Annotated in this window: 20 protein-coding genes; 8 read left to right on the top strand and 12 right to left on the bottom strand. The window is 63.9% G+C overall.

The features are described from left to right. Positions 1 to 99 precede the first annotated feature (99 nt). From LB547_RS01560 to LB547_RS01575, 4 genes are all read left to right on the top strand, one after another. The gene (locus LB547_RS01560; RefSeq protein ID WP_140762721.1) at positions 100 to 2,160 is read left to right on the top strand and encodes a prolyl oligopeptidase family serine peptidase; all 2,061 of its coding nucleotides are present in this window, start codon (positions 100 to 102) and stop codon (positions 2,158 to 2,160) included. Between the two features lie 67 nt (positions 2,161 to 2,227). After that, positions 2,228 to 2,368 carry a capsid protein gene (locus tag LB547_RS01565; RefSeq protein ID WP_140762723.1) on the top strand — a complete coding sequence of 47 codons (141 nt, stop codon included), beginning with the start codon at positions 2,228 to 2,230 and terminating at the stop codon, positions 2,366 to 2,368. Positions 2,369 to 2,417: 49 nt separating this feature from the next. Beyond that, positions 2,418 to 3,797: an aspartate aminotransferase family protein gene (locus LB547_RS01570; RefSeq protein WP_140559631.1), complete on the top strand. Its 1,380-nt coding sequence runs from the start codon at positions 2,418 to 2,420 to the stop codon at positions 3,795 to 3,797. 122 nt (positions 3,798 to 3,919) lie between these two features. Continuing rightward, complete coding sequence (locus LB547_RS01575) at positions 3,920 to 4,564, top strand: cytochrome c oxidase assembly factor Coa1 family protein (RefSeq protein WP_140555061.1); 645 nt, start codon at positions 3,920 to 3,922, stop codon at positions 4,562 to 4,564. A gap of 271 nt (positions 4,565 to 4,835) precedes the next feature. On the opposite strand, the gene mmsB is transcribed toward LB547_RS01575, so the two are convergent. Beyond that, positions 4,836 to 5,720: a 3-hydroxyisobutyrate dehydrogenase gene (gene mmsB / locus LB547_RS01580; protein ID WP_140623285.1), complete on the bottom strand. Its 885-nt coding sequence runs from the start codon at positions 5,718 to 5,720 to the stop codon at positions 4,836 to 4,838. Positions 5,721 to 5,746: 26 nt separating this feature from the next. Beyond that, positions 5,747 to 6,913: an isobutyryl-CoA dehydrogenase gene (locus LB547_RS01585; protein WP_140762726.1), complete on the bottom strand. Its 1,167-nt coding sequence runs from the start codon at positions 6,911 to 6,913 to the stop codon at positions 5,747 to 5,749. A gap of 144 nt (positions 6,914 to 7,057) precedes the next feature. Between LB547_RS01585 and LB547_RS01590 the strand changes: the two genes are divergently transcribed. Further along, positions 7,058 to 7,672 (top strand): dimethylsulfonioproprionate lyase family protein, encoded by a 615-nt coding sequence (locus LB547_RS01590; RefSeq protein WP_140762728.1) that lies wholly within the window; start codon positions 7,058 to 7,060, stop codon positions 7,670 to 7,672. Between the two features lie 3 nt (positions 7,673 to 7,675). Further along, the gene (locus LB547_RS01595) at positions 7,676 to 9,151 is read left to right on the top strand and encodes a cobyric acid synthase (protein WP_140685870.1); all 1,476 of its coding nucleotides are present in this window, start codon (positions 7,676 to 7,678) and stop codon (positions 9,149 to 9,151) included. Here the strand turns inward: LB547_RS01595 and LB547_RS01600 are convergent, their stop codons facing one another. From LB547_RS01600 to LB547_RS01615, 4 genes are all read right to left on the bottom strand, one after another. Then, complete coding sequence (locus LB547_RS01600) at positions 9,152 to 9,568, bottom strand: VOC family protein (RefSeq protein WP_140675723.1); 417 nt, start codon at positions 9,566 to 9,568, stop codon at positions 9,152 to 9,154. A gap of 85 nt (positions 9,569 to 9,653) precedes the next feature. Beyond that, on the bottom strand, positions 9,654 to 10,493 hold the full coding sequence (locus tag LB547_RS01605; protein WP_140762730.1) for a helix-turn-helix domain-containing protein: 840 nt from the start codon (positions 10,491 to 10,493) through the stop codon (positions 9,654 to 9,656). Positions 10,494 to 10,577: 84 nt separating this feature from the next. Continuing rightward, a complete protein-coding gene (locus LB547_RS01610) occupies positions 10,578 to 10,745 on the bottom strand; it encodes a hypothetical protein (protein ID WP_181169595.1) in 168 nt (55 codons plus the stop codon). Positions 10,746 to 10,801: 56 nt separating this feature from the next. Continuing rightward, positions 10,802 to 11,587 carry a TSUP family transporter gene (locus LB547_RS01615; RefSeq protein ID WP_140517245.1) on the bottom strand — a complete coding sequence of 262 codons (786 nt, stop codon included), beginning with the start codon at positions 11,585 to 11,587 and terminating at the stop codon, positions 10,802 to 10,804. 185 nt (positions 11,588 to 11,772) lie between these two features. On the opposite strand from LB547_RS01615, the gene LB547_RS01620 reads away from it, so the two are divergent. Beyond that, positions 11,773 to 12,204 carry a TerB family tellurite resistance protein gene (locus LB547_RS01620; protein ID WP_140495687.1) on the top strand — a complete coding sequence of 144 codons (432 nt, stop codon included), beginning with the start codon at positions 11,773 to 11,775 and terminating at the stop codon, positions 12,202 to 12,204. Positions 12,205 to 12,299: 95 nt separating this feature from the next. Here the strand turns inward: LB547_RS01620 and LB547_RS01625 are convergent, their stop codons facing one another. The 5 genes from LB547_RS01625 to LB547_RS01645 all read right to left on the bottom strand — a co-directional run bounded on the left by LB547_RS01625 (position 12,300) and on the right by LB547_RS01645 (position 18,945). Beyond that, positions 12,300 to 13,922, bottom strand: coding sequence for an ABC transporter ATP-binding protein (locus LB547_RS01625; RefSeq protein ID WP_140762732.1), 1,623 nt, complete (start codon positions 13,920 to 13,922; stop codon positions 12,300 to 12,302). Next, positions 13,919 to 14,788: an ABC transporter permease gene (locus LB547_RS01630; protein ID WP_140762734.1), complete on the bottom strand. Its 870-nt coding sequence runs from the start codon at positions 14,786 to 14,788 to the stop codon at positions 13,919 to 13,921. The genes LB547_RS01625 and LB547_RS01630 overlap by 4 nt, the downstream gene beginning before the upstream one ends. Continuing rightward, on the bottom strand, positions 14,785 to 15,732 hold the full coding sequence (locus LB547_RS01635) for an ABC transporter permease (protein WP_140762737.1): 948 nt from the start codon (positions 15,730 to 15,732) through the stop codon (positions 14,785 to 14,787). Before LB547_RS01635 ends, LB547_RS01630 begins: the two co-directional genes overlap by 4 nt. Before the next feature lie 301 nt (positions 15,733 to 16,033). Then, on the bottom strand, positions 16,034 to 17,512 hold the full coding sequence (locus LB547_RS01640; RefSeq protein WP_140762740.1) for an ABC transporter substrate-binding protein: 1,479 nt from the start codon (positions 17,510 to 17,512) through the stop codon (positions 16,034 to 16,036). Positions 17,513 to 17,670: 158 nt separating this feature from the next. Continuing rightward, positions 17,671 to 18,945 (bottom strand): acetylornithine deacetylase/succinyl-diaminopimelate desuccinylase family protein, encoded by a 1,275-nt coding sequence (locus LB547_RS01645; protein WP_140762743.1) that lies wholly within the window; start codon positions 18,943 to 18,945, stop codon positions 17,671 to 17,673. 217 nt (positions 18,946 to 19,162) lie between these two features. On the opposite strand from LB547_RS01645, the gene LB547_RS01650 reads away from it, so the two are divergent. Then, positions 19,163 to 19,591 (top strand): L,D-transpeptidase, encoded by a 429-nt coding sequence (locus tag LB547_RS01650; RefSeq protein ID WP_140665267.1) that lies wholly within the window; start codon positions 19,163 to 19,165, stop codon positions 19,589 to 19,591. A gap of 46 nt (positions 19,592 to 19,637) precedes the next feature. On the opposite strand, the gene LB547_RS01655 is transcribed toward LB547_RS01650, so the two are convergent. Then, positions 19,638 to 20,579, bottom strand: coding sequence for a lipid A biosynthesis lauroyl acyltransferase (locus LB547_RS01655; protein ID WP_181175294.1), 942 nt, complete (start codon positions 20,577 to 20,579; stop codon positions 19,638 to 19,640). Between the last annotated feature and the right edge of the window lie 10 nt (positions 20,580 to 20,589).

The following is a 20,589-nucleotide window of genomic DNA, read 5'->3' on the forward strand; positions in this document are numbered from 1 at the left end:
TGAAGCGATCTGCCGCGATGACGCGGCTTCAACACCTTGAATCCGGCGCCCTTTGACGCGATGTAGGCAGGGCCGCCCCCCGATTTCCCGGAGACCCCCATGACCATTTCGACGACAAAGCCTGGCTTGGCGACCGATGATCCCTTTCTTTGGCTGGAGGAAAGGACGAGCAAGGAGGCGCTCGACTGGGTACATCGCCAGAACGAAGTCACGGTGGCGCAATTGCAGGGCGATCCGTCCTACCAGGCGTCGTTCGAAACCGCGCTCGATCTGATGACCGCCGAGGACAACATAGCCGTCGGCTCCGCGCTCAACGGCTACGTCTATAATTTCTGGCAGGACAAGACCAATGTGTTGGGCCTGTGGCGCCGCACGACGGTGGCTTCCTACAAGACCGACAGACCGGACTGGGAAACCATCATCGACTTCGACCAGCTCGCGGCGAAGGAGGGAGTGAAGTGGGTGTTCGGCGGCGCCAGCCGGCTCTACCCCGATTTCAACCGCTGCCTGGTTTCGATGTCGCCTGATGGCGGTGACGCCAGCGAGATGCGCGAATTCGACATCGCCGCCAAATCGTTCGTCGAGGACGGTTTTCGCGCGCCCGCTTCCAAGTCCGGTTTCGGCTGGCTCGACAAGGATACGGTGATCGTCTCGGCAGCCTTCGAAGAGGCCGACAAGACCGAATCCGGCTACCCGCGCGTCGTCAAATTGTGGACGCGCGGCACGGACCTTGAAGACGCGACGCCGATCTTCGAAGCGCAGAAGGAAGACCTCGCCGTCGGCGCCGGCCTGGAGTTCGATGGCGAGAAGCGGCATTTGTTTCTAACGCGGACGCTCAACTTCTTTGCATCGCACAGTTTCCTGCGTCTCCCGTCAGGTGAAAACAGACGCATTCCGTTGCCCGACGACGTTACCGACACGGCGCTTTTCAAGGACCAGATGGTGTTTGGCGTGCGTACGCCTTGGAGGGCGCCGGATGGCACGTCCTGCAGGCCGGACGGGCTCTATTCGTTCGATTTCGCGCATTGGATCGAGACCGGCAGTTTCGGCGTCATCGAGACCTTGCTCGCGCCGGCGCATCGCGTGTCCATCGCCACTCTTGCCAGGACGCAGGACCGCCTATTCATCAGCCTGATGGACAATGTGCGCGGCAAGGTTGTGGCCTGCGAACGCAGGGACGGCGCCTGGTCGCTGAAACCGGTCGCGTTGCCGGAAAACGGCACGGTAGGCATCAGCCATGCCGAACATTTCGGCGCCAGCGTCTCCTTCTCTTTCACCGATTTCCTGACGCCGAGCTCGATCATCTGGTCCGACGACAATGGCGAGACGCTCGCCACAGTGAAGTCGCAGCCGTCGCGATTCGATGCTTCGCAGCTCGTCTCGGAACAGTTCGAGGCGCGCTCGAAGGACGGCACGATGATTCCCTATTTCGTCGTCAGGCGGCGTGACCAGAAGGGCCCGGTGCCGACGCTGCTCTACGGCTATGGCGGCTTCGAAGTGCCTTTGCTGCCTGGCTATGCCGGCGTGCGCGGCAGGCTGTGGCTGGAGAAGGGCAATGCCTATGTGCAGGCCTGCATCCGCGGCGGGGGCGAGTTCGGCCCGGCCTGGCACCAGGCAGCGCTCAAGGGCAACCGGCAGAACGCTTTCGACGATTTCGCGGCGGTCGCGCAGGATGTCGTCAGGCGCGGCATTGCGACAGCTGCCTCGCTCAGCATCCAGGGCGGCTCGAATGGCGGCCTGCTGACGGGCGTCTCGTTGACGCAGCATCCGGAGCTGTTCGGCGCCGTCATCATCGAGGTGCCGCTGCTCGACATGCTGCGCTACACCGAATTGCCGCCCGGCGCTTCGTGGATGGCCGAATATGGCGATCCGTCGAAGCCGGAAGATGCGACCTGGCTGGCCGCCTACTCGCCTTACCAGCATGTCGAGGCCGGTGCCTATCCGCCGGTGCTGCTCACCACCTCGACCGCCGACGACCGGGTGCATCCCGGCCATGCGCGCAAGATGGCCGCCCGCCTGCAGGAGGCCGGCCACGCCGGGACGCTCTTCTTCGAAGAGACCGAGGGCGGCCATGGCGGCCGCGGCGACCGCCGGCCGCAGGCGGCACAGGCCGCGATGAAGTACGTTTTCCTGCAGAGGACGCTGGGCGGGAAGGGCTGAACCGAAAGCCTTCGGACCGGAGCGAAGGGTGGTTCACCTCGAACCTTCTTTGCTCTAAGGTGCCTTCATGGCTCCCGTGGTGACATTGGCCGGCCTTTTCGGGGTTCGGGCATTTGGGGGCGCGGTGACGCCGTCGCTGCGCACGTTGCGCGCCGAGCTTTTGCGGCTTTGCGCCCGCATAGGCTATTCGCCACCCGCCGTCCTCTGAAGAATCCGCCCCGGCGCAGCCGGATTGGTTCCAGAGGAAGATCAGATCCATGACCTATCAGAATTATTCGCTGAAGCAGCTTCAGCAGATCGACGCCGCGCATCATCTGCATCCGTTCACCGACCATAGGGAATTGCGCGAGGCCGGATCGCGCATCATCACCCACGCCAACGGTCCCTTCATCTACGATTCCGAAGGGACGGAACTGCTCGACGGCATGGCGGGGCTGTGGTGCGTCAATATCGGCTATGGCCGCGACGAACTCGCCGAGGCTGCCTATGCGCAGATGAAGGAGCTGCCTTACTACAATTCCTTCTTCAAATGCTCGACGCCGACGCCTGTGCTTCTGTCGAAGAAGCTGGCGGAGATCGCGCCGAAGAATGTCAACCAGGTGTTCTATGGCTCGTCCGGCTCGGAAGCCAACGACACTGCGCTCAGGCTCGTGCGCCACTATTGGGTGCTCGAAGGCAAGCCGCAGAAGAACCGCGTCATCTCGCGCAAGATGGCCTATCACGGCTCGACCATCGCCGGCACGTCGCTCGGCGGCATGGACGCCATGCACAAGCAGCTCAACGGGGAGGTGCCCAACATCGTCCATGTGATGACGCCGTACGCCTATGAGCTGTCGCTGCCGGGCGAGAGCGATCATGATTTCGGCCTGCGCGCGGCAAAGGCGGTCGAGGACGCCATCCTCGAAGCCGGCGCCGACAAGGTCGCCGCCTTCATTGGCGAGCCGGTGATGGGAGCTGGCGGCGTGAAGATACCGCCGGCAAGCTATTGGCCCGAGGTACAGCGCATCTGCCGCAAATACGATGTGCTGCTGATGCTGGACGAGGTCATCACCGGCTATGGCCGCACGGGCGAATGGTTTGCCGCGCAGACGCTTGGCATCCAGGCCGACACCATCACCACCGCCAAGGCGCTGACGTCGGGCTACCAGCCGCTGTCGGCGCTGCTGGTCGGCGATCGCATTGCCTCGACGCTGATCGAGAAGGGCGGCGAGTTCAATCACGGTTATACCTATTCCGGCCACCCCGTGGCTTGCGCCGTGGCGCTGAAGAACCTGGAGATCATGGAGCGGGAGGGTCTGGTCGACCGCGTCAGGAGCGACACTGGGCCCTATTTCGCCAAGGCGCTGCAAGAGCGCATCGCCGGGCACGAGCTGGTCGGCGAGGTGCGTTCGATCGGGCTGATGGGTGCGATCGAGATCGTCAAGGACAAGGCGACCAAGGAGCGGTTCCTGCCGGCTGGAAGTGCCGCGGTTACCGTGCGCGACCATGCGATCGCCAACGGCATGATGCTGCGCGCCACCGGCGACACAATGATCCTGTCACCGCCGCTGATCTGGACCCGCGATACGATCGATATGGCCTGCGAGCGTATCGGCAAGGCGCTCGACCTGGCGCAAGCGGATCTGCGCAAACGGTAAAAGAAATGGCCGGGCGTTCGTGATCGAGACGCCCGGCCGCTGGCCCCAGACAGACTGAGGGTTCCGGTCGCCGGCGCTATCGGTTACAACCCGCCAAGGCAGTTTTGCCGACGGGGAACGCGATGGCCGGACAACCGCTCAACCAGCCCGCCGAAATCCCGGCTGAGCTCGATCGCTGGAATTGGGGCGCCTTCTTCCTCAACTGGATCTGGGGCATCGGCAACTCCACCTTCATCGCCCTGCTGGCGCTGATCCCGATCGTCAACATCGTCATGATCTTCGTGCTCGGCGCGCGCGGCAGCCGCTGGGCATGGCGGAACCGGGTGTGGCGCGATGCCGAGCAGTTCCGCAGAACGCAGCGCAACTGGGCGATCGCCGGTCTTGCCGTCTGGGTGCTTAGTATCGGGGGCTGCGCGACGATGGTCGGCGGCATCCCTTTCATGATCAAAGGCAGTGACGCCTATCACATGACCATGGAGGTCGTTCGCGCCGATACCCGGGTGAAAGCTGCTATCGGCGACGACGTGATCGCCAATTTCTGGGTCGGCGGCCATCTCAACGTCAACGCAGATGGGACGGGTGACGCGCAGTTCAGCATTCCCATCCACGGCGCCAAGGGAAAGGGCACGGTGTTTTCGCATCTTGTTCGCAATGCAGGCACGTGGAGCACGCACCTGCTCGTGGTCCGGGTCGAGGGCGCCGATGCGCCGATCGTGCTGACCAATGAAGATCACGTGCCGATCCCGAACGCGGCAATCGGAATATGAGGGATGTCGGATCCTGGAACGCAAAAACCGCGCCCCACCGGGAACGCGGCTTTGCCAGATACGCTTGGCGTTTCGCTACGCAAACACTTGGCGAAACTTACGGGCTCCGGTACGCGAGACCTGATCCGGAGCGCCGGGCGGACGCGATATCCGCCTCGCAGTCCGTTTTATAGGGACATCGTTACCGCGGAGTTATCGAGAGCTTAAGCAAACCTAAATTTTGCGGTTCTCCGGCGAGGCGTACGAAAGAAAAACGAGCTTTATCAATCGCTTATTGATTGGCGCCGCGCAGAAAATTTATGATCCCGGAAAAATCGGCGCCGGCATTCCCTTGCGCGTTGAACAGGCCGTAGAGCTGTGTCGCTTCGGCGCCAAGCGGTGTCACCGCGCCCGCGGCTTGTGCGGCTTCCTGCGACAGCTTCAAATCCTTCAGCATGAGCGCGGCGGCGAAGCCGGGCTTGTAGTCGCGGTTGGCGGGCGAGGTCGGCACCGGGCCGGGCACCGGGCAATAGGTGGTCAGCGACCAGCACTGGCCTGAAGAGGTCGAGGCAACGTCGAACAGGGCCTGGTGCGCCAGGCCGAGCTTTTCGGCCAGCACGAAGGCCTCGGCGACGCCGATCATCGAAATGCCGAGAATCATGTTGTTGCAGATCTTGGCCGCCTGGCCGGCGCCGTCGCCGCCGCAATGGACGATGCGCCCGGCCATGGGCTTCAGGATCGGCTCGGCGGCGGCGAAGGCGTCGTCCGAGCCGCCGGCCATGAAAGTCAGCGTGCCGGCGGCGGCACCGCCGGTGCCGCCCGAGACCGGCGCATCAACCGACAGCAGGCCGTGCTTTGCGGCGATGGCATGCGCCTTGCGCGCCGATTCGACGTCGATGGTCGAGGAATCGATGAAAAGCGCGCCCCTATTTGCCTTGGACGCGATCTCTTCGTAGACCGACAGGACATGCTTGCCGGCGGGTAGCATGGTGATGACGACGTCCGCGTCCCTCACTGCTGCGGCGGCATCGGCCATGATGACCACACCATGCTCGCGTGCAACGGTCAGGTTTTCGGGCATGAGGTCGAAGCCATTCACCGTGTGGCCTGCCTTGACCAGGTTTGCCGCCATTGGATTGCCCATATTCCCAAGGCCGATGAAGGCGATTGTGGTCATTGTGTCTCTCCCGGAGTTTGCACGCTTCAGCGACCGATCAACGCGCGGGCGATGATGACGCGCATGATCTCGTTGGTGCCTTCGAGGATCTGATGCACACGCAGGTCGCGCACCAGTTTCTCGATGCCGTAATCGTGCAGGTAACCGTAGCCGCCGAGCAGCTGCAGCGCATCGTTGGCGACGTTGAAACCGGTGTCGGTGACGAAGCGCTTGGCCATTGCCGACCATTTCGAGGCATCCGGTGCCTTGCGGTCGAGCTTGGAAGCGGCGGCATAAAGAAAGATGCGCGCCGCCTGCAACTCGGTTTCCATATCGGCCAGCCGGAACTGCAGCGCCTGGAACTGGTTGATCCTGGAGCCGAATGCCTTGCGCTCGGCGGTGTAGGACAGCGCCTTGTCGAGCGCCGACTGGGCCCCGCCAAGCGAACAGGCGGCAATGTTCAGCCGGCCGCCATCGAGCCCGGCCATGGCGATGCCGAAGCCGGCGCCTTCGCCTGACAAAAGGTTTTCGGCCGGCACCTTGCAATCCTCGAAAATGACCTGGCGGGTCGACTGCATATGCCAGCCCATCTTGTGCTCATTGGCGCCGAAGGAGAGTCCCGGCGCATCTTTCGGCACGACGATGGTGGAAATGCCTTTCGGTCCCTCGGCGCCGGTGCGCACCATGACGGCATAGATATCGCTGTCGCCGGCGCCGGAAATGAACTGCTTGGCGCCGTTCAGCACGTAGTCGCCGCCGCTCTTCACCGCCCGCGTCTTCAGGGCAGCGGCGTCCGAGCCGGAACCCGGCTCGGTCAGGCAATAGCTCGCCAGCCATTCCATGGAGGTGAGCTTCGGCAGGAAGCGCCGGCGCTGGCCGTCGTCGCCGAAACGGTCGATCATCGAGGCCACCATATTGTGGATCGAGATGAAGGAGGAAAAGGCAGGGTCGGCGTGGGACAGCGCTTCGAAGATCAGCACGGCGTCGAGCCGGCCAAGGGCGGAGCCGCCGACATCGTCCCTGACACAGATGCCGCCGAGGCCCAGCGGGCCGGTCTCGCGGATCACGTCGGCGGGGAAATGCTTGTTGCGGTCCCAGTCTAGCGCGTTCGGCGCGACGCGATCGGCGGCGAAGGCCTGAGCCATCTCCTGGATGGCACGCTGGTCCTCGTTGAGTTCGAACTGACTGGTGCTCGCATCGACCGCGGCGTCCATGGCGTGCTCCCTATATGCTGGCCAGCTGGCTCGCTGGCCTGTCGTTTTTGGCTTTGCGCGCGCACCAATCTAGACCAATGATGCCGCCGCGCAACCCGAGCCGCCGCGGAGCGGCTGTGCGTCAATGCATGTCCGGAGCAAGATGTGACGACAAAATTCGATGAGCTGCTAGAGCGGTTCCACGCCTATCTCGCTTCCGTGGATGACTTCCTGGTGCAGGATGCAGTGGCGCGCATAGGGTGGGATATGCCCGCCCGCGAGCTTGAACCGCACCCACTCGGCTGCCTGCGCCATCTCGATCGCGCCGCCGAATTGACGCCGGCGCGGACCAAGCAGCTGGTGCAATTTCTGGCGCAGGAGCGCGGCGAATTGCGCTGGGGCCAGACCTACGGCGAGTCGGATTTCGGCAAGGCGTTCATCGACAATTATGGCTGGCTCGAAGTATTCGGCACCCGCGGCCACTTCGCCAACGACGAGGTCGCCGCCGGCGTGCTGATCCTTGGGCCTGGTATCGTCTATCCCGACCACCATCATGTCGCCGAGGAGATCTATATCCCGCTGACCAGCGGCACCGAGTGGCGAATGGGCGAGGACAGCTTTCACAAGAGAGAGGCCGGCGAGGTCATCCACCACGCTTCTAAGGTCAATCACGCCATGCGCACCGGCAAGGAGCCGTTGCTGGCGCTCTATATCTGGCGCGGCGGGCCGCTGGCGCAGAAATCCACGATCACCGGGACCGCGACGCAGGGCAGGGGCTGAGCCATGGCTAAAGCCATTATGCTGCAAGGCACGGGTTCGGATGTCGGCAAGACCGTGCTGGTCGCCGGGCTGTGCCGCGCCGCGAAAAAGCGTGGGCTGAAGGTGCGTCCGTTCAAGCCGCAGAACATGTCGAACAATGCCGCCGTTGCCGATATTCCCGGCGACAACAGGGCTGGCGGCGGCGAGATCGGCCGCGCGCAATGGCTGCAGGCGATCGCCTGCGGCGTGCAGCCATCGGTTCACATGAACCCCGTGCTGCTCAAGCCGCAGACCGATGTCGGTGCGCAGGTCATCGTGCAAGGCAAGGTGTTCGGCGAGGCGCGGGCGCGCGACTACCAGGCGCTGAAGGGCCGGCTGATGGACGCGGTGCTGGACTCCTGGGGCAAGGTCGGCGAGGGCGCCGATCTCGTCATCGTCGAGGGCGCGGGCTCACCGGCCGAGATCAATCTCAGAAGCCGCGACATCGCCAATATGGGCTTTGCGACGCGTGCCGACGTGCCTGTCGTGCTGGTCGGCGACATCGACCGCGGCGGCGTCATCGCCTCGGTCGCGGGCACGCATCTGATCCTGCCGGAGGAAGACCGGCGCATGATCGTCGGCTACCTCATCAACAAGTTCCGCGGCGACGTCTCGCTGTTCGACGACGGCATCAAGGCGATCGAAGGGTTCACCGGCTGGCGCTGCTTCGGCGTCGTGCCGTGGCTGAAGGCGGCAGCGCGGCTGCCCTCGGAGGATTCGGTGGTGCTGGAACGGCTTGCCTCCGGGGAGTCGCGTGCGCTGAAGGTGGCGGTGCCGATGCTTGACCGCATCGCCAATTTCGACGATCTCGACCCGCTCAAGGCCGAGCCGCAGGTGGAAGTGGTATTCGTGCAGCCTGGAAAGCCGTTGCCGCAGGATGCGGGACTGGTGGTCATTCCCGGCTCGAAGTCGACGATCGGGGATCTGCTGAAATTTCGCGAAAATGGCTGGGACCGTGATCTTCTCGCCCATCGCAGGCGCGGCGGCCATGTCGTCGGCATTTGCGGCGGCTTCCAGATGCTTGGCCGCATCGTGCGCGATCCCGACGGCATCGAGGGCAGCGTCACCGAAGCGGAAGGGCTTGGCCTGCTCGACATCGAAACAGTGATGGAACCGGAAAAGACGGTGCGCAACGTCAGCGCCCGCTCGGTGCCGTTCGACCTGCCGCTCGAAGGCTACGAGATCCATCTCGGCCGCACCACCGGCCCGGACATGCTGCGGCCGTCGGCGATCATCAATGGCGCCGAGGACGGTGCGGTCTCGGCGGATGGCAAGGTGGTCGGAACCTATATGCACGGGCTGTTTGGCGCCGACGCCTTTCGAGGGAGGTTCCTCGAAAGCCTCGGCGTCAAGGGCGGCGGCATCGACTATCGCGCCGAGGTCGAGAGGGCTCTCGACGAGGTCGCGGCCCAGTTGGAGAGCCATCTTGACTGCGACGCGATCTTTTCGCTGGCGCGGTAGCTAGCTGCTCTTTTCTCCCGCCTTCGGCCAATAGGTGCCGAAGGACCAGACATTGCCCTCCGGGTCGCGGCAGATGAACTCGCGACTGCCATAGTCGCGGTCGGTCAATTCCTGGAGGATCGTGGCGCCTGCCTTCTTCGCCTTGGCGTAGGCGGCGTCTGCGTCGTCGACGGTGATGTAGATTGACTTGCCGCCGCCTGTGCCGGGTTCGCCAACCATTTTGCCGTAGTCGTCGTCGCGCGCGCTGCCGAGCATGATCATCGAGGAGCCGAAGACCAGTTCGGCATGGTGCACGACATCGCCTTCGCCGTAGCGAGCACGGATGCTGAAGCCGAAGGCTTCGCACAGCCAGCGGATCATTTTTGCGGCGTTCCTGTAACGCAAGGCGGGGTAGAGGCGGGGGGCTTCAGCGGGCATGGCAACTTCCTTCATTCGAGCTCATCGATGAACCCAGTCTGAGCGACAGCCGTTCCGGCGTCTTGAAGAAATGTTACCCGGGACTTCAGGCCTGTGCCGAACCCTCGATCGCGGTCGGTGTCTCGCCGGCAAGGTCGCGGAACTCACGCACCAGATGCGCCTGGTCGGCATAGCCGCAATCGGCCGCGATGTCGGCCCAATCGCAGGCTTGCTGCCTCGACAGGCCAAGCGCGCGGTTGAAGCGGACGATGCGCGACAGCGTTTTCGGGCCGATGCCGGTCGCGTCCGCGAATTTCCCCGCCAGATGCTTGCGGCTCCAGCCCAGCCTGTCGGCCAGTGACGAGACGCGCACGCGGCCGCCGGAGGCGAGGATCCTGTCATAGGCCCAGGCAACCCCGGCCTGCGTTTCCGGCGCATCGGCCAGCCGGGCGGCGACGAACATCTCGACAAGGGCAAAACGTTTGCTCCGGTCCGCCGCGTTGCCAAGCCGCTCGCGCAAGGCGACGCCTTCGATGCCGAGCACATCGTCCAGGCTGACCATGCGGTCGGTCAACCCGCTCATCGGCTGGCCAAAGAATCGGCGTGCGCCAAGCGGGGTGAAATTGACCTGGACGCAGCAGGCGCCGCCGAAGGATTCGATCATCACGGGTCCGGCATAGAGGCCGGCGGCGAAACTGGCGAAGCGATCATTGTCGCCGGGCGGCTTGCCAAGGCCGATGGCGAAAGGTTCGGCGAAGCTGATGACCAGAGGCACGGTAAGGGAGGCATATTCGACATTGCGGTAATGGCCGGGCGCCGTTTCGCGATAACCGCAAATGTCTGACACAATGCCCGCGAGGGCAGGGCTGGGAAGGCGCCGCCGCATCTCGAACCGCCCGGGGACTGACCGGTCCTGTTCCTCCTGACATGGCATCTCGATTGGCATCGACAGGACTCTAGCAGAGCCCGGACCCGAATCAAAAGCGCCCCGCTTTTGGCCGGGCGCTCCGAATTGCCTGAGATTTGAATGTCAGGCGCCGCGCATCAGGCAGCCGCCGGCACGCACGAGGTAAGCAATGGGCACGGTCCACACCGACGCGAGTGGATGAACGAAAGAGGCCGAGGGCGGCGAGAATGCCGATGAGGCGATGACAAGGGAGATGATGAAAACAATCTCGGTAGGTGCGCTGAGATTCATGTGCGGGTCCTCTCCTCGACATGATTCGAACAGCGGCATTCCATCAGGCGCGCGGGTCACACACCAATCAGGACGCGCAGCGGGTTCGCCGGGTCGGCCAGGAGCTTCGCCGCCAGAGCGACGCAGACGATGACAAGCAGCGGCTTGATCAGCCTGGCGCCGATGCGCATGGCCAGGCTGGCGCCGAGGCGGGCGCCGAGGAACTGGGCGACGCCCATCATCAGGCCGATCTTCCAGGAGATGACACCGACCGCGGCGAAGACGACGAAGCCGCCGATGTTGGAGGCGAAGTTGAGCAGCTTGGTGTGGGCCGTCGCCTTGAGTACGCCGTAGCCGGCAAGCGCGACGAAGGCCAGCATGTAGAAGGACCCGGCACCCGGCCCGAACAGGCCGTCGTAAAAGCCGATGGCCGGCACCAGCGTTATCCCGAACAGGAAGGGCGTCATACGTTCGGCGCGGTCAACGTCGGTCATGTTGGGCTTCAGGGCGAAATAGAGCGCGATGGCGATCAGCACCAGCGGCAGAAGCGCCCGCAGCAGATCGCCGGGCACGACCGTTGCCAGCAAGGCGCCGACGGCACCGCCGGCAAGCGCCAGCAGCGCAGAAGGCAGTTGCCGGCGAAGGTCGACATGGCCTTTCGCGGCATAGTGGATGGTCGCAGATCCCGAGCCGAACATGCCCTGCAGCTTGTTGGTTCCCAGCGCCTCGACCGGCGAGAAGCCGGCCAGCAGCAGTGCGGGAATAGTGATCAGCCCACCGCCGCCGGCAATCGAGTCGACAAAGCCCGCGGCAAAACCGGCGAAGGCGAGCATGGCGACGGATTCTAAGGTGAAGTCGATCATCAGGGAGAAATCAAGCCAGAGATGCTCCGGCTTCGATCACGAACACCCCGTTTGCGCAAGACCGATTTCACGCTACTTCTATCCAAGCGCGTCGCGCCTGGATTTCGCGTTGTGCTGTCATTATCCCAAAACCGCTGCGCTTTTTTGGGCTACATGGATTAGAGGAATCGGCAAAGGGGCTCCCGATGGCATTCGAACTGCTCGACCAGATACGCTCGATCTTCGATGGCGACCCCGGGGTGCGCAAGGTGGCGGACGACCCCGTGTTGTCGGCGGAACTTCTGATGCTGTTCCGCATGATCCTGGCTGACGGAACGGTCAGCGAGAGCGAGATGGTTGCCTTCCGGCGCATCTGCAAGGATGCCTTCGGCATTCCGGAAACCAGCATCGACGCCGTCATCGAATATCTCAACGAATTCGGCTACGAAACCAATGGCTCACAGGCCATCGCGCTGTTCCGCGACCTCGATGTCGAGCGGCGCAAGCAACTGGCGCAGCATATGGCCGAGATCGCCAAGGCGGACGCGCAATTGGCCGAGACCGAGGTGCGCCTGCTGCGCCGCACGCTCGACCTGCTCGACATCAGCCCGGTCGACGTGGTGAAATCTGAGCAGTAGGTTGATGGGATCCCAGCCGGGCCGGCTGTCTACGGCAGCCTCCGGCATTTGCGGCCTTTCACTCACACGGCGGATTCGCTTCGCGAACCGATCGCTCACCCCTGCTCCTGCATACGGCGTGCAATTGCCCTGTGCAGGTCCGGCGCTGCGGCGACAAGCGCCTTGGCCGCCTCGGATTGCGGGTGATCCAGCACCTCGCTCGTCCGGCCACGCTCGACGATCTGGCCGTCATGCATGACCAGCACTTCGTCCGTTATGGCGCGGGCGACGGTGAGTTCGTGGGTGATGAAGAGATAGGCGATGCCGAGTTTCTGGTTGAGCTCGGCGAACAGGTCGAGGATCTGAGCGCGGATCGAAACATCGAGCGCCGAAACCGGCTCGTCGGCGACGACCAGTTTTGGGCGGGTGATGATGGCGCGGGCGATCGACAGGCGCTGGCGCTGGCCGCCGGAAAATTCGTGCGGATACTTTTCCATGTCGTGCTGGTCGAGGCCGACCTCGTGCAGCGCCTGCGCCACCATCTCGCGGCGCTCGGCGCGCCCCGGTTTCCTGTCCAGCACGTGCAGCGGCTCGGCGACCAGTTTCTCGACCTTCTGGCGCGGATCGAACGAGCCATAGGGGTCCTGGAACACCACCTGCATGTCGCGCCGCGCCGGCTTCAGGTCCGCCTCGCTCTTGCCGGTGAGGGGCTCGCCGCGAAAGCGGATGGTCCCCGAACTCGGCCGGTCCAGCGCCAGGATCATGCGCGCCAAGGTGGACTTGCCGCAGCCGGAGCGGCCGACCAGCGCCACCGATTGGCCCGGCGCCATCGACAGCGACACGCCGTCGACGGCGCGGATATCAGGCGCGCGCCGGAACAGCGAGGTGCGCCGGCCTGGATAGTCGCGCGTCACGCCCTCCACCTCGAGCAAGGGCCGGGCTGCCGAGGCGCCATGCGGCCGGGCGCGGGCCGGCACGTGCATCGAGGCCAGCGCCAACTGGCGGGTATAGGGGTGGAGCTGTTCAGAGAGCGTGCGGGCCGTATCGCCGGCTTCCATGACTTCGCCCCGACGAAGAATGGTGATGCGATCCGCCATCTCGGTGACCACGGCGAGGTCATGCGAGATCAGGAGCAGGCCCATGCCGCTCTCCGCGACAAGGTCGCGCAAGAGGGTGAGGATTTGCGCCTGCAGCACCACGTCGAGCGCCGTGGTCGGCTCGTCGGCGATCAGCAGCTTCGGCTTCAGCGCGCAGGCCATGGCAATGACGACGCGCTGGCGCTGGCCGCCGGACAGTTCGTGCGGATAGCGCGACAGCGGGAATTTTGCCGACGGCAAGCCAACCCGGTCGAGCGTTTTTCGCGCCCGCTCTTCCGCCTCGGCGCGGCTCGCCTTGGCATGCCAGCGTATACCTTCGGCGACCTGCTCGCCGATGGTCTTGAGCGGGTTCAGCGCGGTCATCGGCTCCTGGAACACCATGCCGATATCGTCGCCGCGCAGGGCGCACATCTGATCCTCGCTTGCCGCGAGGATGTCGATGCCGTCGAAGGTGATGCGCCCGCTGGCACGCGCGGCATATGGCAAGAGCCGCATGACGCTCAGAGCCGTCATCGATTTGCCGGAGCCGGATTCGCCGACCAGCCCCATTACCTCGCCGGGCGCGATGGAGAACTCGATGCTCCGGAGGATCGGCGTGTCGCCGATCGCCAGCGACAGATTGTCGATTTCCAGCAGGCTCATCGTTGCCGCCGCGATTTCGGATCGAGGATGTCGGCGATGCCGTCGCCCAAAAGGTTCAGCCCAAGCACGGTGATCACGATCGCCATGCCGGGAAAGATCGCCATCCAGGGCGCCACCACCATGCGGGTCTGGGCGTCGAACAGCATGCGGCCCCAGCTCGGCATTGGCGGTTGGGCGCCAAGGCCCAGATAGGAAAGCCCGGCCTCGGCCAATATGCCGAGCGCGAACTGGATAGTGCCTTGCACCAGGAGCAAGGTGGCGATGTTGGGCAGCACATGTTCGATGGTGATCAGCGCCTTGCCCTTGCCCGCGGCGCGGGCGGCGAGGATGAATTCGCGCGGCCAGATCGCCAAGGCGCCGGCGCGGGCGACGCGAGCAAAGACAGGGATGTTGAAGATGCCGATGGCGATGATGGCATTAACGGCGCCGGGGCCGAAGATGGCGGTGATCATGATGGCCGACAAAAGCGCAGGGAAGGCGAAGACCAGATCGTTAATGCGCATCAGCGCCTCGTCGATGAGGCCGCCGCGCGCCGCCGCAAAAGCACCGAGCGGCACGCCGACGCCCATGCCGATGCCCACCGCGACCAGCGCCACGGCGATCGAATTGCGGGCGCCGACCATGATCATCGACAGGATGTCACGGCCGAAATGGTCGGTGCCGAACCAGTGCATCCAGGACGGCGCCAGGGTCTTGTCGGATATGACCAGCCGGGTCACGTCGTAGGGCGTCCAGACATAGGAGAGGATCGCCACCGCCGCCACGAACAATGTGACGGCGAAGCCGGCAAGAAACGAGCGGTTACCGAACGCCTTGACGAGGATGCCGCCCAGCGTCTCTTCGGGGATGTCGGGATGCAACATCATTGCCGGCTTCTGAGCCGCGGATCGACGACGGCATAAGAGAGGTCGACGACGAGGTTGACGGCGATGACCGCGGCGACCAGCAGCATGACGACGCTTTCCACGACGATCAGGTCACGCTGGGTGATCGCCTGGAACACCAGCCGGCCGAGGCCGGGCAGGTAGAAGACGTTCTCGATGATGATGGTGCCGGCGAGCAGGAAGGCGAATTGCAGGCCAAGAATGGTCAGCACCGGGATCATGGCGTTGCGCAGCGCGTGCCGCCACAAGACCACGCGGTAAGGCAGGCCCTTGGCGCGGGCGGTGCGGATATAGTCCTCGTTCAGCACCTCGATCAGCGCCGAACGGGTAACGCGTGCCAGGATCGCGGCCTGCGGCAGCGCGAGCGCCACAGCCGGCAGCAGCAGCGATTTCAGCGCCGGCCAGGCACCAGCCCCCCAGCCAGGAAAGCCGCCGGCCGGAACCAGCCGCAACCAGACGGCGAAGAGATAGATCAGCATCAGCGCGAACCAGAAATTGGGAATGGCGACGCCGAGCTGCGCGGCGCCCATCGCCGCTGTGTCACCCATCCGCCCGCGATGGTTCGCTGAAAACAGGCCGACCGGGATGGCGATGAGGGTGGATAGGGCGAGCGCAATCAGCGCCAGCGGCAGTGAGACGACGAGACGCTCGCGCACGAGATCGATGACCGGCACCGAATAGGTGTAGGAGCGGCCGAAATCCAGGCTGAGCAGGCCGCCGGCCCAGTGCAGGTAGCGCCAGGGCAAGGGCGCGTCGAGGCCCATCTGGTTGCGCAGCAGCTCGACCTGGTCGGCGCTGGCATTCATGCCCAGCATCAGCCGCGCCGGGTCGCCGGGCAGGATCTCCAGCACCGCGAAGACGACCATGGAGGCCAGCGCCAACGTGGCGGCGGCGATCGCGAGACGCCTGAGGAGGTAGGCGGTCATCGCTTGATCGGCCAACAGTCGAAATCGGCGCCGCCCCTCATCGCCCTGCCGGGCACTTCTCCCCCTATAGTGACGGGGAGAAGGACGCCTTCGCAAAGGATTTCGCCAATCTTCAGCGTTGCAGAAAGGGTGCCGAGGTTGCGGCCAGCCCCCTTCTCCCCGTCACTATAGGGGGAGAAGTGCCCGGCAGGGCGATGAGGGGCGGCGCAAACCTGAAGCGATCGTCCTGCGGCTCGGGTCAGGCAGCTTGGCAGGGCAGAGGGGGGTGCGGAGCGCAAGCGTCGCCTCTTGGCCAACGGCTTCACTCGTTCCACTTCACCTTGGTGAGATCATTGGCCTGGATCGGCGCGTTTTCCCACAGGCCCTGCAGCTTGGCGTCCCAGACGCCGACCTTGGGCAGTTCGTAGAGGAAGCCGACCACGGCGTCGTCGGCCAAGATCTTCTGTGCCTGCCCCAGCAATTCCTTGCGCTTGGCTTCGTCGGAGGTGACGTCCAGATCGGCGATCACCTTGTCGAAGGCCGGATTGTCGTAGTTGAAGTAATAATCCTTACGCGCATAGATACCGATGTCGTTGGGCTCGGTATGGGAGACGATGGTCAGGTCGTAGTCCTTCTGGGTGAACACCTGGTCCAGCCACTGCGCCCATTCGACCGGAATGATCTCGAGGTTGATGCCGACGTCACGGAGCTGCGAGGCAATGATCTCGCCGCCGAGCCTGGCATAGGTGGGCGGCGGAAGCTTCAGCGTCGCCTTGAAACCGTTCTCCAGGCCTGCTTCCTTCAAGAGTTCCTTGGCCTTGGCGACATCGTGCGGATAGCGGCCGGTGAGGTCGACGTAGTCCTTGTTGGCCGGCGACATATGCGAGCCGATCGGCAGGCCGAGGCCGGCCGAGGCACCGTCGATGATCGCCTTGCGATCGAGCGCGTAGGAGATCGCCTGCCTGACCAGCAATTTGTCGAAGGGCGGCTTCTTGTTGTTGATCGACAGGATGGTTTCGCCTTCGGTCGAACCGATCACCACCTTGAAACGCGGATCGTCCTTGACCTGCGCGAGACTGTCGGGATCGAAGAATGGGAACGCCTGGATATCGCCGGAAAGCAATGCCGGTACGCTAGCAGCGGCATCGGGCACGATGCGGAACTCGACTTTGTCGAGGTAAGCCGGCGTGCCCCAATAGCTGTCGGATTTCACCAGCGTGATCGAGGATCCCTTGGCCCAGCTCTGGAATTTGAACGGGCCGGTCCCGACCGGCTTTTCCTTGTTGGCGTCAGCGGATTTCGGCGAGACGATGACAGCATCGCCCCAGCCCATATTGTAGAGGAAGGATCCCTGCGGGTTCTTCAACGTCACCTTGACCGTTGCCGGGTCGACCACGTCGACCATATCGATGGCTGCGAACAGGGCTTTTTGCGCATTGACCGAATTGTCGGCGCGGGCGCGGTCGAGCGAGAATTTCACGTCGTCGGCGCTGAAGCCGGCGCCATCGTGGAATTTCACGCCGGTGTGCAGCTTGAAGGTGTAGGTCTTGCCGTCGTCGGAGATGGTCCAGCTTTCAGCCAAATCCGGCAGGACCTCGCCATTTGGCCCGATGCGGGTCAAGCCTTCGAACACGTTGGCGTAGAGAACCTCGTCGATTGCCGCGGCCGCGCCGGCGGTCGGATCGAGATGTGGCGGTTCGAGCGGGATGCCGATGACCAGATCGGTTCGCGCCGCCAGCGCGGGAGTGCCGACGGCCAGCGCCAGGACGGCCGCGGCCAGGATGGTTTTCCACAATTTCATCGTGCTACTCCCCGTGTGGTCAAACATGCGCTCAAACCGGGCGAATAGAAGCGTGATTTCGCACGGGAGTAAATTGCGTTTCGTGCCGCGCGGCGGCGTAGCCGGGAATGTTTTTCTCCGGACGGCCGCGTCGACCGTTGGCTCTTGCCCGTGCGGCGCTATCGGGCGCCGCGCAGCAGCACGTTGAGCCCGAACGCCATCACCTTGGCCGATTCCACCATATCCGAGATGCCGACCCATTCGTCAGGCCGGTGGGCGAGATCGAGAATGCCCGGGCCATAGGCGATGCAATCATAGACATGGCCGATGCGGGCAATGTGCTTCTGGTCGTAGGTGCCCGGTGAAATGACGTAGTCGGGCTCGCGATCGAAGATCGCGTGGACGCCTTGCGCGATTGCCTTGACGACCGGAGCGTCGCGTTCGGTCATCAGCGGCAGCACCTCCATCAGGTCACGGATCTCGTAGTCGAACTTTTGCCGATCGCGCTTCAGCCGCTCGAGAATGCCGATCACCTCGCCCTTGACCGTGGCGAGATCCTCTTCGAGCAGGAAGCGGCGGTCGATGGTCAGCCGGCAGGAATCGGGCACGTTGGGCGAGGGCAGGCCGGGCCGGAAATCCTCGGTCTGGCCGCCATGGATGGAGTTGATGTTCATGGTCGAACGCTTCGCCCCTTCGGGCACGACCGGCATGCGCGTCATCTTGCGGTCGAGCGCGGGGAACAATTCGTCCTCGAAGGCCTGCAGCACGGCGCCCATATGGCGCACCGCATTGTCGCCGAGGAACGGCATCGAGCCATGCGCGATTTCGCCCTTGGTCTCGATCTCGGCCCACCAGACGCCGCGATGGCCAAGGCAGATGCGGTCCTTGTTCAACGGTTCGGGAATGATGACGTGGTCGACCCTGGGTTTCGAGAAATAGCCGAGCCTCGCCAGATGCGCGACACCGCCGAAGCCGCCGGATTCCTCGTCGACCGTGCCTGATATCTCGATAGCACCGGGAAAATCGGGAAATACCTCCATGAAGGCTTCGGCCGCGATGATCGAGGAAGCCAGGCCGCCCTTCATGTCGCAGGCGCCGCGGCCGTAGACCTTGCCGTCCCTGACGATGCCGGCGAAGGGATCGACGGTCCAGCCGTCGCCGGCCTCGACGACATCGATATGCGAGTTGAAATGGACGCAGGCGCCAGGCGAGCGCCCATCGAAGCGAGCGACGACGTTGACGCGCGGGTAGCGGTCGGTGTCGCCGGGCGTGCCCTCGGCACGGATGAACTCGGTTTCGAAGCCGCTCTTCTTCAGCCGCGCGGCAAGAAATTCGGCGCATGGCCGGTACGCTTCGCCGGGCGGGTTGATGGTGGGAAAGCGGATCAGCTCGGCGGTCAGCGCGACGAGATCGTCACGCCGGTCATCGATCGCTTGGAAGAGTCGCTCGTTCATGGCCCGAGTTGAGCAGCGATCGGCGTCGTTTTGCAAGTCCGCTGGCAATTAGGCCGTTGCGGCGTGTCGTTACGGCAACTCTTGCGGGAATTCGTTCAAATTCGCTGCTTTGGATTGGCGAATTGGTCAAGGGTATATGTTATGCCGTTCACCTGTCATTAAAGAGATGAAAAACGACGTGAAGGCAGGCAAGGGGCAATCAAAGGGGTTTGATCGCATGAAAAAGACAGTTCTCATGGCAGCAGCACTTGTCACGATGCTGTTCGGTGCTTCGGTGCAGAGCTGGGCAGCCAGCCTCATTGCAAATATAGACGTGTCGTCGCAGACGATGACGGTCAGGTACGGCCAGGAGGTCTACCGGTGGAGCGTGTCCACGGCTCGGTCCGGCTACTTCACGCCGCGCGGCACCTACCGGCCGCAGCGAACGGCCCGGATGTGGTATTCGCGCAAATACGACATGTCGCCGATGCCTTATTCCGTGTTCTTCCACGGCGGCTATGCCATCCACGGAACGGGCGCGGTGAGGCAGCTCGGCCGACCGGCGTCGCATGGCTGCGTGCGGCTGCATACGGCCAATGCGGCGGCTTTCTACTCGATGGTGCGAGAAGTCGGCTTCGGCAACACGCGCATCGTCGTGAGGAACTGACTGCTAAGCCGGCCACTGTGTCGGAGGCGCATCGGACGGCTCCAGACTACGCGCTTCGGGTCTTTGCCTTGCGTCGCTTGCGGCTGATGTCCCATCTCTTGTGGAACCACATCCACTGGCCGGGATCCTCGCGCACCCAGCGCTCGACCACGTCGTTGAGAAGCTGGGTGGTGGCGCGCACGTCGACACTGCCATCGGCGGTGCGGGGCAATGTCAGCTTCTCTTCTATCTCGAGCCTGAAGCGATTGCCCGGCAGCCTGACGCAGCGCGCCGGGTAGACGTCGCAATCATAATGACGGGCAAGTGTGCCGAGCACGCGATTGCTCTGGCAGGGGCGGCCGAAGAATGTCGTTTCCAGGCCGCCCGTGAACTTCTGGTCGACAAGGACCCCGATATTGCCGCCGTTTTCCAATACCGAGGCGAGCGCGAACGAGGCGCCCGCCATCGAGGGCAGCAACGATCCCATGGTCGCGCGGCGCGTCGAGAGGATGTAGTCAGCCAGGTACGGATTGTTGGGCGGGCGAAACAGCGCGGTGATATTCATGCCGAAAGTAGCCGCCGCCACCGGCAGCAATTCAAAATTGCCGAGATGTCCGGTGAAGACGATGTGCGGCTTCTTTTCGGCCGCGATCTCGACGAAATGGTCTACTCCCCTGACCTCGACACGGCCGGGACTGGTGGCGGCTGGATCGTAGTCGAACAAGGCGTCGAGAAAGATGTATTCGGCGGCCAGACGCGCCATGTTGCCCCACATGTCGGAGGCGATGACCTGGATCTCGGCTTCGCTCTTGTGCGGATAGGCCTTGCGCAGATTGTCGACGGCCACATTATGGCGTCCGACCCATGGACCGATGCGGCGGGCGACGCGGTCGGCGAAATTCAGCGCGCTGTCGGGCGGCAGCAGGCGCAGCACCGAGATGATGATCATCGCAATGCGCGCGACCAGCCAGTGCTCGAACCGGCGCAATTGCCGGCCGTAGCGGAACATCAGGTCGCGG

This window comes from Mesorhizobium sp. B264B1B, from assembly GCF_020165765.1.
In the GTDB taxonomy this organism is placed as follows: domain Bacteria; phylum Pseudomonadota; class Alphaproteobacteria; order Rhizobiales; family Rhizobiaceae; genus Mesorhizobium.

Bases quoted from the DNA above. Each gene is read 5' to 3' on its own strand.
- LB547_RS01650 (WP_140665267.1), top strand. From the start codon at position 19,163: ATGAAAAAGACAGTTCTCATGGCAGCAGCACTTGTCACGATGCTGTTC.
- LB547_RS01645 (WP_140762743.1), bottom strand. From the start codon at position 18,945: ATGAACGAGCGACTCTTCCAAGCGATCGATGACCGGCGTGACGATCTC.
- LB547_RS01625 (WP_140762732.1), bottom strand. From the start codon at position 13,922: ATGAGCCTGCTGGAAATCGACAATCTGTCGCTGGCGATCGGCGACACG.
- LB547_RS01630 (WP_140762734.1), bottom strand. From the start codon at position 14,788: ATGATGTTGCATCCCGACATCCCCGAAGAGACGCTGGGCGGCATCCTC.
- LB547_RS01635 (WP_140762737.1), bottom strand. From the start codon at position 15,732: ATGACCGCCTACCTCCTCAGGCGTCTCGCGATCGCCGCCGCCACGTTG.
- LB547_RS01575 (WP_140555061.1), top strand. From the start codon at position 3,920: ATGGCCGGACAACCGCTCAACCAGCCCGCCGAAATCCCGGCTGAGCTC.
- LB547_RS01615 (WP_140517245.1), bottom strand. From the start codon at position 11,587: ATGATCGACTTCACCTTAGAATCCGTCGCCATGCTCGCCTTCGCCGGT.
- LB547_RS01565 (WP_140762723.1), top strand. From the start codon at position 2,228: ATGGCTCCCGTGGTGACATTGGCCGGCCTTTTCGGGGTTCGGGCATTT.
- LB547_RS01560 (WP_140762721.1), top strand. From the start codon at position 100: ATGACCATTTCGACGACAAAGCCTGGCTTGGCGACCGATGATCCCTTT.
- LB547_RS01600 (WP_140675723.1), bottom strand. From the start codon at position 9,568: ATGCCCGCTGAAGCCCCCCGCCTCTACCCCGCCTTGCGTTACAGGAAC.
- LB547_RS01610 (WP_181169595.1), bottom strand. From the start codon at position 10,745: ATGAATCTCAGCGCACCTACCGAGATTGTTTTCATCATCTCCCTTGTC.
- LB547_RS01605 (WP_140762730.1), bottom strand. From the start codon at position 10,493: ATGCCAATCGAGATGCCATGTCAGGAGGAACAGGACCGGTCAGTCCCC.
- LB547_RS01640 (WP_140762740.1), bottom strand. From the start codon at position 17,512: ATGAAATTGTGGAAAACCATCCTGGCCGCGGCCGTCCTGGCGCTGGCC.
- LB547_RS01570 (WP_140559631.1), top strand. From the start codon at position 2,418: ATGACCTATCAGAATTATTCGCTGAAGCAGCTTCAGCAGATCGACGCC.
- LB547_RS01655 (WP_181175294.1), bottom strand. From the start codon at position 20,579: ATGTTCCGCTACGGCCGGCAATTGCGCCGGTTCGAGCACTGGCTGGTC.
- LB547_RS01620 (WP_140495687.1), top strand. From the start codon at position 11,773: ATGGCATTCGAACTGCTCGACCAGATACGCTCGATCTTCGATGGCGAC.
- LB547_RS01595 (WP_140685870.1), top strand. From the start codon at position 7,676: ATGGCTAAAGCCATTATGCTGCAAGGCACGGGTTCGGATGTCGGCAAG.
- LB547_RS01585 (WP_140762726.1), bottom strand. From the start codon at position 6,913: ATGGACGCCGCGGTCGATGCGAGCACCAGTCAGTTCGAACTCAACGAG.
- mmsB (WP_140623285.1), bottom strand. From the start codon at position 5,720: ATGACCACAATCGCCTTCATCGGCCTTGGGAATATGGGCAATCCAATG.